Origin of the sequence: Aeromonas sp. 5HA1 (genome assembly GCF_029237245.1) — a bacterium.
Classification (GTDB): Bacteria; Pseudomonadota; Gammaproteobacteria; order Enterobacterales; family Aeromonadaceae; genus Aeromonas; species Aeromonas salmonicida.
This window is the reverse complement of record NZ_JAACFW010000005.1, coordinates 82,334-95,390: the sequence shown is the minus strand read 5'-3', so window position 1 is coordinate 95,390 and position 13,057 is coordinate 82,334. Positions and strand designations below refer to the sequence as shown.

Here is a 13,057-nt window from a genome sequence, read left to right as displayed (position 1 = left end):
GCAAATAACATTTAATTCACATTTTGCTTACATGAGCAGACACCTGCTCGGTAGGGACTCCCCTTCATCCACCGCTGACACTTATGTCATGGAGAACTGCAATGGAACAGCAACGTTACTTGAGGATCCAGCAAGATCCCCACTTCCAGGAGTTGGTGGCCAAACGCCAGCGCTTTGCCTGGACCCTCTCCATCCTGATGCTGGGGCTCTACCTGGCCTTCATCCTGCTCATCGCTTTTGCCCCCGGCTGGCTTGGCACCCCCTTGAGCGAGGGCTCCACCATCACCCGAGGTATCCCGGTGGGAGTGGGACTGATCCTATCTTCCTTCATACTGACCGGCATCTATGTATTCCGGGCCAACGGCGAGTTCGACGAGCTGAACCAGAAGATCCTCAAGGGAGTGCAATCATGAAAGGCAAGTCTCTGCTGTTGCTGGCCTCGCTGGCCTCTTCCCCCTTGCTGGCGGCCGAGGCGCTGACCGGTGACGTCAATCGCCAACCCCTCAACATCTCTGCCATCGTCATGTTCGTGATCTTCGTGGCGGGTACCCTGTTCATTACCTATTGGGCCTCCAAGCGTAACCGCTCTGCCTCCGATTATTATGCCGCTGGCGGACGCATCACCGGCTTTCAAAATGGTCTGGCCATCGCCGGTGACTACATGTCTGCCGCCTCTTTCCTCGGTATTTCCGCTCTGGTTTACACCTCGGGCTACGATGGCCTCATTTACTCCATCGGCTTTTTGGTGGGCTGGCCCATCATACTGTTCCTGATCGCGGAGCGGCTGCGCAATCTCGGCAAATATACTTTTGCCGATGTGGCTTCCTATCGCCTCAAGCAGACCTCGGTGCGCAGCCTCTCCGCCAGTGGATCTCTGGTGGTAGTGGCCCTCTACCTCATCGCCCAGATGGTGGGTGCAGGCAAACTCATCGAGCTGCTGTTCGGCCTGCAATACCATGTGGCCGTGGTGCTGGTCGGCATATTGATGGTGCTCTATGTGTTGTTTGGCGGCATGCTGGCCACCACCTGGGTGCAGATCATCAAGGCGGTGATGCTGCTCTCCGGTGCCAGCTTCATGGCCATCATGGTGATGAAGTCCGTCAACTTCGATATCGGTGCCTTGTTCAGCGAAGCGGTCAAGGTGCATGAGAAGGGCATCGCCATCATGAGTCCGGGTGGACTGGTGTCTGATCCCATCTCCGCCATCTCGCTGGGTCTGGCGCTGATGTTCGGTACCGCCGGTCTACCCCACATACTGATGCGTTTCTTCACAGTGAGCGACGCCAAGGAAGCCCGTAAATCGGTATTCTATGCCACCGGCTTCATCGGCTACTTCTACATCCTGACCTTCATCATCGGCTTTGGCGCCATTTTGCTGGTCAGCACCAACCCTGACTTCAAGGACGCCACCGGCGCCCTGCTGGGCGGCACCAATATGGCAGCCATTCATCTGGCCGATGCAGTCGGTGGCAGCCTGTTCCTCGGTTTCATCTCCGCCGTTGCGTTCGCCACCATACTGGCGGTGGTCGCGGGCTTGACCCTGGCAGGTGCTTCTGCGGTCTCCCACGATATCTATGCCAGCGTCATCAAGAAGGGCAAGGCCAACGAAACAGACGAGCTGCGCGTTTCCAAGTACACCACTGTGGTGCTGGGGGTGGTCGCCATCGGTCTGGGGATCCTGTTCGAGAAGCAGAACATCGCTTTCATGGTCGGCCTGGCCTTCTCCATTGCGGCGAGCTGCAACTTCCCTGTGCTCTTCCTCTCCATGTTCTGGTCCCGTCTGACGACGCGCGGCGCCGTCTTCGGTGGCTGGCTCGGTCTGGTCAGTGCAGTCAGCCTGATGGTGCTTGGCCCGACCGTGTGGGTGAAGGTACTGGGGCATGCAGAAGCTATCTTCCCCTACGAGTACCCGGCCCTCTTCTCCATGGCAGTTGCTTTCATCGGGATCTGGCTGTTCTCTGTCACCGACAAGTCCGAGAATGCGGCCGACGAACATGCCAAGTTCCTGCCCCAGTTCATCCGTTCACAAACCGGGCTCGGTGCCTCCGGTGCGACGGCCCACTAACCACAACTTACCTTGTTGCAAGCCGGCCCTGCGCCGGCTTTTTTCATGGCCGACGCTCACTGACGATTCCCCCCATGCCATGAGAACCGGTCACTGACTTCATCAAAACGTTCAGAGGACTTGCCACCTGATCTGTGCCCTGCCCGCAATGGGGCCAGATCACAGTTCTTGCTAAAACTTTCGGGGGATCTGTGCCATAATGCGCGCCATTTGACAGACCAACCGGGACACTTACTTTGTTAAGCAGCAATAACATCACCATGCAATTCGGCGCCAAGCCGCTGTTTGAGAACATCAACGTCAAGTTTGGCGGCGGCAACCGCTATGGCCTCATTGGCGCCAACGGCTGTGGCAAGTCCACCTTTATGAAGATCCTCGGCGGCGACCTTGAGCCGAGCGGCGGTAATGTGAGCCTGGACGTCAACGAGCGTATCGGTAAGCTGCGCCAGGACCAGTTCGCCTACGAAGAGATGCGCGTGCTGGACGTGGTCATGATGGGTCACGGCGAGTTGTGGGCCGCCATCGCCGAACGCGATGCCATCTACGCCAACCTGGACGCCACCGACGACGACTACATGAAGGCCGCCGAGCTGGAAGGCATGGTTGCCGAGTACGATGGCTATACCGCTGAATCCCGTGCAGGCGAACTGCTGCTGGGTGCAGGTATCCCCATCGAACAGCACAACGGTCCCATGAGCGAAGTGGCTCCAGGCTGGAAACTGCGGGTGCTGCTGGCCCAGGCCCTCTTCTCCAACCCCGACATCCTGTTGCTGGACGAACCGACCAACAACCTGGATATCAATACCATCCGCTGGCTGGAGCAGGTGCTGAACGAACGTGAAAGCACCATGATCATCATCTCTCACGATCGTCACTTCCTGAACTCCGTCTGCACCCACATGGCGGATCTGGACTACGGCGAGCTGCGCGTCTACCCGGGCAACTACGACGAGTACATGACGGCCGCCACCCAGGCCCGCGAGCGTCTGCTCTCCGACAACGCCAAGAAGAAGGCCCAGATCGCCGATCTGCAATCCTTCGTCTCCCGTTTCAGCGCCAACGCCTCCAAATCCAGCCAGGCCACCTCTCGACTCAAGCAGATCGACAAGATCAAGATTGAGGAAGTGAAGGTGTCCAGCCGTCAGAACCCCTTCATCCGCTTCGAGCAGGAGAAGAAGCTCTACCGCAACATCCTGGAAATGGAAAACGTTGCCAAAGGCTATGGCGATGCGCCCCTGTTCAAGGATCTGGGCATGATGCTGGAAGTGGGCGAGAAGGTCGCCATTCTGGGTACCAACGGCATCGGTAAATCCACCCTGATCAAGACCCTCGTTGGCGATCTGACCCCGGACACCGGTACCATCAAATGGTCCGAGAATGCCCAGATCGGTTACTACGCTCAGGATCATGCCGAAGACTTCGACACCGACCTCAATGTGTTCGACTGGATGGCACAGTGGAAACAGGAGAATGAAGATGAGCAGGCGGTACGCTCCATTCTCGGTCGTCTGTTGTTCACCCAGGATGACATCAAGAAGCCAGTCAAGGTGCTCTCCGGTGGTGAACAGGGTCGCATGCTGTTCGGCAAGCTGATGATGCAGCGCCCCAACATCCTCATCATGGATGAACCGACCAACCACCTGGACATGGAATCTATCGAATCCTTGAACATGGCGCTGGAAATGTATCAGGGCACCCTGATCTTCGTCTCCCACGACCGCGAGTTCGTCTCCTCATTGGCGACCCGCATCCTGGAACTGAGCGAGAACGGTATTCGTGACTTCGGCGGCACCTACGAGGAGTACCTGCGCACTCAGGGCGTGGTGTAACCCCTCGCCTGCCAGGGCGCTTGAATAGAAAAAACCGGCAAGTGATTGCCGGTTTTTTTATGGCCGCCGCACTCTGATCCGTCCCCTGCGGGCAACCAACACATATCCGCATTTCTACGCTGCGCATAACGTATCACGCAGGTCACGCAGGTCACGCAGGTCACGCAGGTCACGCAGGTCACGCAGGTCACGCAGGTCACGCAGCCAGCATAGCGACCTCAACCCCACTTCGCAGATAAAAAAACGGCCCCATCACGGGGCCGTTCTTTCAATGGATTGCAACCGATCGGGTTTATTCGACTGTGGCTTCCACATCGGTGAAGTACTCGATCTTGGCGGCTTTGCGCAGCTCGTCGATCAGGGACTTGTAGCTCACCTGGGCCTTGCCCTGGCCAAGCTGGCCTTGCAGCAGGCTGACCATCTGGGACGGCTCCTTGGCTACCACCACCTTGTCCAGTGCGACCACCACGCGATCACCATTGGCTTCGGCGACCAGCTCGACACTCGGCTTGCCATCCTTCGGATGAGGCATGCGGAACACCTGGGCAACCAGGTTCTGATCCATGTCCTGAGCGAAGCGGGCAATCCCTTTGTGGGTCTCCATCTTCAAGCCCAGCGCAGTCAGATCGGCCTGGATGTTCTCACCGGCCTTCAGCTTGTCCAGCAGGCCCTGCGCCTTGCCACGAGCCACTTCACTGGCCTTGTCATGCTTGATGGCTGCGATCACCTGCTCCTTGATCTCCGCCAGCGGTTTGGCCGCTTTCGGTTGATAACCTGTGATGTGCAGGACCAGCGCCTTGCCATCAGCCAGTTCGATCACATCAGAGTTGGTGTTGTCATCGCGCAGCTGTTCGGAGAACGCCACCGAGAGTACCTTGGGATCATTGAGGGGTGCCGGTGCATCCGCCTGACTGAAGAAGTCCACGGACTGCACCTTGAGGCCCATGGTATCAGCGGTCAGATCCAGCGAGTCCGGGTTCTCGAAGCTGCTGTCAGCCATTTTCTGCTGTTCGGCAAAGAACAGCTCCTTGGCCTTGTCAGCCTGCAGACGTCGGATGGTTTCACCCATGACATCCACAAACGGTTTGGTCTGAGCCGCTTCAACACCCAGCAACTTGATGACGTGGAAACCGAACGGGCTCTTCACCACGGCAGAGAGATCCCCTGCCTTGTTCAGGGCAAAGGCGGCCTGCTCGAAGGCCGGATCCATCACACCTTTCTCGAACCAGTCCAGCTCGCCGCCCTTCTTCGCAGAGAAAGTATCGGAGGAGTTGGCCTTGGCCAGCGCAGCAAAATCATCGCCGCCCTTGGCCTTGGTCAGGAGTTCGCCAGCCAGTTTCTCGGCCGCCTTCTCATCCTTGCCAAACGGGATCAGGATATGCGCTACATGACGACGCTCGGCACGCTGGAACAGGTCCTGGTGCTGATCGTAGTAATCCTTGGCATCCTGCTCGGTGACCTTGATATCTTTGCCGAGGTTGGCCGCATCCAGCAGCAGATAGTCGACCTTCACCTTCTCGTCGTTCATGAAACGCGCGCTGTTGGTCTTGTAGTACTGCTCCACTTCCTGATCGGAAACCTGGACATCACCCAGATAAGCGGCGGCAGCAAGACGCACCAGACGCAGATCCCGGGTCTGGTTGTAGAGCTTGTCGAGTTGCTCCGCTTCACCCTTGAGTGCAAATTCGGTGCCGAGCAGGGCGCCCATCAGCTGTTGACGCACCATGTCCTGGCGCAGTGAGTCACGGAACATCTCCGGTGTCATGCCGGCACGACGAATGAGCTGCAGGTAGCGGTCATTGTTGAATTTGCCATCTTCGGCAAACTCCGGCATGGCGATGATGGCCTGTTTGATCTGCTCATCACTGACCCGCAAGCCCAGTTCACGGGCCTTGCTGTCGAACAGGGCCTGATCGATCAGCCTGTCCAGCACACCGCGGCGGAACTGCTTCATGTAATCAGGGTTGGCGGCCAACTGGCTGAAAGATTCCCCCATTTGGGATTCCATGCGGGCCCGCTCGTTGCGATAGGCATTTTCCAGCGCAGCGGAGCTGATGTCATTGCCGTTGACGGTAGCGGGGGCGGTACGTGCCGGGCCATTGAGGTAACTGCCTACACCGGCCAAGGCAAAGGAGAGGATGATCAGGCCCAAGATAACCTTGGCTACCTTGCCCTGCGCCCCTTCGCGTAGTTTATCCAACATCATGTTTGTACTTATGCTCCCGAACTCGATGGGCGTAAATAATGAAAAGGCGCACCGATTGCGATGCGCCTTGGTCAATCAGTATGAGGGAGAGCCCTCTCACTTGTCTGGTCTGTGACCAAGGACGGTGGCCGATGTAATATCAGCGCCCCGCTTAGTTGACAGCGTCTTTCAGGGCCTTGCCGGCTTTGAAAGCAGGAACTTTACCAGCTGCGATTTCGATGGTCGCGCCAGTTTGCGGGTTACGGCCAGAACGGGCAGCACGCTCGCGCACCGCGAAAGTACCGAAACCCACCAGAGCAACCTGGTCACCCTCTTTCAGGGCTTCACCCACGGCATCAATGAAAGCGTCCAGCGCACGGCCAGCAGCGGCTTTGGAGATATCAGCACCGTCTGCAATCTTGTCAATCAGTTGAGATTTATTCACTCTTATATTCCCCTTTTATCGAACATCGCTGCGGCGCTGATTTCCCTGGCCACAACAAGTGGAGGTTTTATAGCAAGCCTCCTGATCAGTTGCAAGTGACAATCTAGCGCAAACCCGCGCCACATCACGCATTGCGACTCATCATGAGTACCCGATCGGTGGTCAAGGCTACTTCCGTTACCCGGCGCATGCAAGCCTTAACCACCCCCCGAATGCGCCAAATTTGCGGCGCATCAACATTTACACGACAGAAACGCGCTCAAACCCTTGCGGATTGTCCTGCAACGCCAGTTCCAGCACTTCATCAATCCAGCGAACCGGATAAATTTCAAGGTCTTGTTTGACGTTGTCCGGGATCTCTTCAAGGTCTCGTTCGTTCTCTTTCGGGATAAGCACACGCTTGATGCCACCACGATGAGCCGCCAGCAGCTTCTCTTTGAGACCGCCGATGGGCAACACTTCGCCGCGCAAGGTGATTTCCCCCGTCATGGCCACATCAGCACGAACCGGATTACCGGTCAAGCTGGAGACCAGAGCGGTACACATGGCGATACCGGCACTCGGACCGTCTTTCGGGGTCGCCCCTTCCGGCACGTGCACATGGATATCGCGCTTCTCGTAGAAGTCGGCATTGATGCGCAGCTTGTCGGCACGGGCCCGTACTACCGTCATGGCAGCCTGGATGGACTCCTGCATCACATCACCGAGTGAACCGGTGTAGGTGAGCTTGCCCTTGCCCGGCATGTTGGTGGTTTCGATGGTGAGCAGATCGCCGCCCACTTCGGTCCACGCCAAACCACAGACCTGACCGACCTGGTTCTGGTCGGTGGCCTTGCCGTAGTCGAAACGCTGCACCCCGAGGAACTCCTTGAGGTTGGCCTGATTGACCTGAACATGCTTGATGCTCTTGTCCAGCAGGATGCGCTTGACCGCCTTGCGACAAATCTTGGAGATCTCCCGCTCCAGATTCCGCACCCCCGCCTCGCGGGTGTAGTAGCGGATCACCCCGACCAGGGCAGAATCTTCGATGGTGATCTCGGACTCTTTCAGGCCGTTGCGCTGGATCTGCTTGGAGACCAGATGCTGCTTGGCAATATTGAGCTTCTCATCTTCGGTATAACCGGAGAGGCGGATCACTTCCATCCGGTCCAGCAGCGGACCCGGGATGTTCATGGAGTTGGAGGTGGCCACGAACATGACGTCCGACAGGTCATAATCCACTTCCAGATAGTGATCGTTGAAGCTGTTGTTCTGCTCGGGATCCAGCACTTCCAGCAAAGCAGAAGCGGGATCGCCACGCATGTCCGAGCTCATCTTGTCGATTTCATCGAGCAGGAACAGCGGGTTTTTCACTCCCACCTTCGCCATCTTCTGGATGAGCTTGCCGGGCATGGAACCGATATAGGTTCGACGGTGACCGCGGATTTCCGCTTCGTCACGCACCCCACCCAAGGCCATGCGCACATACTTGCGACCTGTTGCCTTGGCGATGGACTGGCCCAGCGAGGTCTTGCCCACACCGGGAGGACCAACCAGACAGAGGATCGGACCTTTAAGCTTGTTCACCCGCGCCTGTACCGCCAGATACTCGAGGATGCGCTCCTTGACCTTCTCCAGACCAAAGTGATCCGAATCCAGCACCTCCTGCGCCTTGCCAAGGTCTTTCTTGACCTTGGAGCGCGCCTTCCAAGGCACCTGCACCATCCAGTCCACATAGCTGCGCACGACTGTGGCTTCGGCAGACATGGGAGACATCATCTTCAGCTTGGCGAGCTCGGCATGGGCCTTTTCACGGGCATCTTCCGGCATGCCTGCCTCTTCAATCTTGCGATTGAGGGCTTCAAATTCATCCGGGCTGTCTTCCAGCTCACCCAGCTCTTTCTGGATGGCCTTCATCTGCTCGTTGAGATAGTACTCCCGCTGGCTCTTCTCCATCTGCTTCTTGACCCGGGTACGGATGCGTTTCTCGACCTGCAGCAGGTCAATCTCCGACTCCATCATGGCCATCAGAAACTCGATGCGCTCGGACACAGAGGCGATTTCCAGCACCTTCTGCTTGTCTTCGAGCTTGAGCGGCATGTGCGCGGCCATGGTATCGGCCAGGCGAGCAGCATCATCGATCGCCGAAATCGAGGTCAATACCTCGGGCGGGATCTTCTTGTTGAGCTTGATATAGCCTTCAAACTGACCGATGGCGGAGCGCACCAGCACGTCCTGGTCCTTCTCCTCGATGGCGGTAGACGCGATGTACTGCGCCTCACCGACGAAGAAGTCCTTGTCATCGATTATCCGCTCAAGACGGGCACGCTGGCCCCCTTCCACCAGCACCTTGACGGTGCCATCCGGCAGCTTGAGCATCTGTAGAATATTGGCAACTGTCCCGACGGAGAAAATTTCCTCCACCGTCGGCTCATCGGTTGACGCATCCTTCTGGGCCACCAGCAGAACTTTTTTGTCCTGCTCCATGGCCGCTTCCAGACAGCGAATGGATTTTTCCCGCCCCACAAAGAGTGGAATGACCATGTGGGGGTAAACCACCACGTCACGAAGAGGCAGGACGGGAATCTCGATGCGTTCTGAACGCTCTAGGTTCATATATGTCCTCTCGGCTTGTTATACCGTTGGCAAAGCGCTTGGCTGAGTATATGGGGGCGCAGAGATGAGATTCAATCGCCGAATCGGTAAAAAGCATGAAAGGGGCAAAAAGCCCCTTTCATTTGATTAAAAATCAGACTGTTACTCTGATACAGCAGCCTGGGTCTCGGGATTTTCGTAGATCATCAAGGGCGCGGAGTCCCCTTTGATCACCGTCTCGTCGATCACCACCTTGCTGACACCCTCCAGGGATGGCAGGTCATACATGGTATCGAGCAACACGGCTTCCACGATGGATCTCAGACCACGGGCACCGGTTTTCCGCTCCATCGCCTTGTGCGCAATGGCGTTCAAGGCGTCGTCACGGAACTCCAGCTCCACCCCTTCAAGATCGAACAAGGCAGCATATTGCTTGGTCAGCGCATTTTTCGGCTCTTTCAGGATCTGGATGAGGGCAGCCTCGTCCAGCTCGGTCAAGGTCGCGACCACAGGCAAACGGCCGATGAACTCGGGGATGAGACCATATTTGATCAGATCTTCCGGCTCCACCTTGGCAAAATTCTCGCTCAAGGTCGCTCTGGCATTCTTGGATTTGACGTCAGCGCCAAACCCTATGCCGGTGCCCTTGACGGAACGTTGCTCGATCACCTTGTCCAGACCGGCAAAGGCGCCGCCACAGATGAAGAGGATCTTGGAGGTATCGACCTGCAAGAACTCCTGCTGCGGGTGCTTGCGACCGCCTTGCGGCGGCACGGAAGCAATGGTGCCTTCGATCAGCTTGAGCAGGGCCTGCTGCACCCCTTCCCCGGACACGTCGCGGGTAATGGAGGGGTTGTCTGACTTGCGGGAGATCTTGTCGATCTCGTCGATGTAGACGATGCCGCGCTGGGCCTTCTCTACGTCGTAGTCACACTTTTGCAACAGCTTCTGGATGATGTTCTCCACGTCTTCACCCACATAACCGGCTTCGGTCAGTGTGGTGGCGTCGGCCATGGTGAACGGCACATCCAGCAGACGAGCAAGTGTTTCGGCCAGCAGCGTCTTGCCGCTACCGGTCGGGCCAATCAACAGAATGTTGGACTTGCCCAGCTCCACACCACCGGCTTCGCTGCTGTTACGCAGACGCTTGTAGTGGTTGTAGACGGCCACGGCCAACACCTTCTTGGCATATTCCTGCCCGATCACATAGTCATCCAGGTGAGCACGGATTTCATGAGGGGTCGGCAGCTCGCTACCATCGCGCTTGGGAGAGATCTCGCGGATCTCTTCGCGGATGATGTCGTTGCACAGCTCGACGCACTCATCACATATGTAGACGGAAGGGCCAGCGATCAGCTTGCGCACTTCATGCTGGCTTTTGCCGCAAAAAGAGCAGTAGAGCAGCTTATCACCCTCACCCTTGCGTTTTTCTGTCATTCAGCAACCTCGTTTTATCAATAGAGGATGGGTCGTCCCGTTGAGTTTACAACAGTCCGCGACACCCTGCTCAAGCATGCTAGTTCAGGACACAGTCACTCAGGCCATGTCCAGAACGATACCGGAGCTCAGCCGCGCTGGCTCAGGATACCGTCAACCAGGCCATAAGCCACGGCTTGATCGGCCGACATGAAGTTGTCACGGTCGGTATCACGCTCTATGGTGGCCATCTCCTGACCGGTATGGAAGGCCAGACGCTCGTTCAGGGTATTCTTGATTTTCAGGATCTCCTGGGCATGGATCTGAATGTCAGATGCCTGTCCCTGGAAACCGCCCAACGGCTGATGGATCATCACGCGGGCACTGGGCAGGCAGAAACGCTTGCCCTTGGCACCACCGGCCAGCAGGAAGGCACCCATGGAGCAGGCCTGCCCCATACAGACGGTACTCACATCCGGCTTGATGAACTGCATTGTGTCATAAATGGACATGCCGGCCGTGACGGCACCACCCGGAGAGTTGATGTAGATGCTGATGTCCTGATCCGGATTTTCGGACTCCAGAAACAGCAGCTGGGCTACAACCAGATTCGCCATATGATCTTCAACCTGACCAGTCAGGAAGATCACCCGCTCCTTCAACAGACGAGAATAAATGTCGTAAGAACGCTCCCCTTTTGCAGTCTGCTCTACCACCATGGGGATGAGCGCATTGCGTGGGGATTCAGTCACATCGTTATAGTTCTTGTACATAAGGCATTGTCCCTAAAATAAAATGGCCCGAGTGGAGATCACACGAGCCATTATACTTAACAGTCTTGACCTTAAGTCAAATGTTCTTAGGCAGCGGCACCGGACTTGTTGATCACTTCGTCAAAGGCAACTTCTTTCTCGGTCACTTGCGCTTTGGACAGGATCAGGTCGATGGCTTGATCTTCAACCGCCAGATTGCGCACGCCATTCAGCATTTGCTCATTCTTCTGGTAGTACTCGATCACTTCCTTCGGATCTTCGTAGGCAGTAGCCATGGACTCGATGATGCTGGTCACACGAGCATCGTCAGCCTTGATCTCGTTGGTACGGATCACGTCGCCCAGCAGCAGACCTACACGGACGCGACGCTCTGCCTGAGCCTGGAACAGCTCAGCTGGCAGCTCAGGTGCGTTGCCGCCCTGGAAACCGCCAAAACGCTGCAGAGCCTGTTGACGCAGGGTATCGATCTCCTGAGCAACGGCAGCCTTCGGCAGATCGATCTGGTTGGCTTCAACCAGACCGTTCAGAACCTGCTCTTTCACGCTGTTTTTCAGGGCTTGAGCCAGTTCGCGCTCCATGTTCTTGCGCACTTCAGCTTTCAGCTCTTCAACGTTGCCGCTCTCGATACCGAAACGCTTGACGAACTCTTCAGTCAGCTCAGGCAGGATCTGCTCTTCAACCTTGATCAACTTGGAGGCGAACTTGGCCGCTTTGCCTTTCAGGTTTTCAGCGTGGTAGTCAGCCGGGAAAGTCACTTCGATAGTGAACTCTTCGCCCGCTTTCTTGCCCATGATGGCGTCTTCGAAGCCAGGGATCATACGACCGGCACCCAGTACCAGGTTGAAGCCTTCGGCTTTGCCGCCGTCGAACTCTTCACCGTCGATGGAACCGATGAAGTCCATGGTCACACGCATGCCATCGGCAGCGGCGGCATCGACATCAGCCCAGGTGGCGTGCTGCTTGCGCAGGGTGTCGATCATGTTGGCCAGATCTTCATCCTTGACGGTCGCAACCGGCTTCTCGACCTTGATGGTCTCCAGGCCAGCCACTTCAAACTCGGGATAAACTTCAAAGGTCGCGGTGAATTCGAAATCCTGACCTTCCTGGATCTCTTTCGGATCCATGGTCGGGGCACCGGCCGGGCTCAGTTTGTTTTCGATGATGGCCTTGATGAAGTTGTTCTGCATCATTTCATCAGCAACACGAGCGTGAGCCATGGCGCCGAACATCTTCTTGATGATGGCAACCGGGGCCTTGCCAGGACGGAAACCGTCGATACGACGGGTTTTGGCCAGGCCGTTCAATTCTTTACGCACGGCAGCGTCAACGGTAGCAGCCGGTACAGTGATGGTAAGACGGCGTTCCAGACCCTGGGTTGTCTCTACAGAAACTTGCATTCTTTTACCTCGTTCAACTCAGCACTGTGTGCTGACCCTTATTGCCCCTGGGCAAAGCCCGGAGTCTTCCTGTTTATAAAGACAACGACTGTCTTTGTGATGAGAAAATATGACGCGACATTATAGCGGCGCACTTTGGTCGAGTCGAGCCACACATCCCCCAACGGGGGTGGCGATAGCACAATTCGCGCAAAACTGACCCTTATATGGGGAACTCCCGAGCAGACTTCAAGCGCACAACACGCAAGAATTTGCACTTGCTCACCTTTTTTCGCGCAAAGGCCTACTTTTTCACCTCATTTTCTGCCAAAAAGCCAGCCTGTTCAGGGGTTGCGACCCAAATTGTCCACCCTGTCACATCAACCATTGCGTC

The 13,057-nt window shown here is 56.6% G+C and carries 9 protein-coding genes; 3 read left to right on the top strand and 6 right to left on the bottom strand.

Translation table 11 applies throughout. From position 1 onward, the window contains the following. Positions 1 to 101: 101 nt before the first annotated feature. The 3 genes from GWQ27_RS06400 to GWQ27_RS06390 all read left to right on the top strand — a co-directional run bounded on the left by GWQ27_RS06400 (position 102) and on the right by GWQ27_RS06390 (position 3,894). A complete protein-coding gene (locus tag GWQ27_RS06400; RefSeq protein ID WP_058394009.1) occupies positions 102 to 413 on the top strand; it encodes a DUF485 domain-containing protein in 312 nt (103 codons plus the stop codon). Beyond that, complete coding sequence (locus GWQ27_RS06395) at positions 410 to 2,065, top strand: cation acetate symporter (protein WP_042467894.1); 1,656 nt, start codon at positions 410 to 412, stop codon at positions 2,063 to 2,065. The genes GWQ27_RS06400 and GWQ27_RS06395 overlap by 4 nt, the downstream gene beginning before the upstream one ends. Before the next feature lie 236 nt (positions 2,066 to 2,301). Beyond that, a complete protein-coding gene (locus tag GWQ27_RS06390) occupies positions 2,302 to 3,894 on the top strand; it encodes an ABC-F family ATPase (protein ID WP_111587757.1) in 1,593 nt (530 codons plus the stop codon). A 292-nt stretch (positions 3,895 to 4,186) separates the two neighbouring features. Here the strand turns inward: GWQ27_RS06390 and ppiD are convergent, their stop codons facing one another. The 6 genes from ppiD to tig form a co-directional block, all read right to left on the bottom strand. After that, on the bottom strand, positions 4,187 to 6,100 hold the full coding sequence (gene ppiD, locus GWQ27_RS06385; RefSeq protein WP_275906940.1) for a peptidylprolyl isomerase: 1,914 nt from the start codon (positions 6,098 to 6,100) through the stop codon (positions 4,187 to 4,189). 151 nt (positions 6,101 to 6,251) lie between these two features. Further along, entirely contained in the window at positions 6,252 to 6,524 is a 273-nt protein-coding gene (gene hupB, locus GWQ27_RS06380; protein ID WP_005315375.1) for a nucleoid-associated protein HU-beta, read from the bottom strand. Positions 6,525 to 6,764: 240 nt separating this feature from the next. Beyond that, positions 6,765 to 9,119 (bottom strand): endopeptidase La, encoded by a 2,355-nt coding sequence (gene lon, locus GWQ27_RS06375; RefSeq protein ID WP_021140372.1) that lies wholly within the window; start codon positions 9,117 to 9,119, stop codon positions 6,765 to 6,767. Positions 9,120 to 9,260: 141 nt separating this feature from the next. Next, a complete protein-coding gene (gene clpX / locus GWQ27_RS06370) occupies positions 9,261 to 10,535 on the bottom strand; it encodes an ATP-dependent protease ATP-binding subunit ClpX (protein WP_017411865.1) in 1,275 nt (424 codons plus the stop codon). A gap of 128 nt (positions 10,536 to 10,663) precedes the next feature. Beyond that, on the bottom strand, positions 10,664 to 11,287 hold the full coding sequence (clpP, locus tag GWQ27_RS06365) for an ATP-dependent Clp endopeptidase proteolytic subunit ClpP (protein WP_005315368.1): 624 nt from the start codon (positions 11,285 to 11,287) through the stop codon (positions 10,664 to 10,666). A gap of 86 nt (positions 11,288 to 11,373) precedes the next feature. Next, complete coding sequence (gene tig, locus GWQ27_RS06360; RefSeq protein WP_159166523.1) at positions 11,374 to 12,684, bottom strand: trigger factor; 1,311 nt, start codon at positions 12,682 to 12,684, stop codon at positions 11,374 to 11,376. Between the last annotated feature and the right edge of the window lie 373 nt (positions 12,685 to 13,057).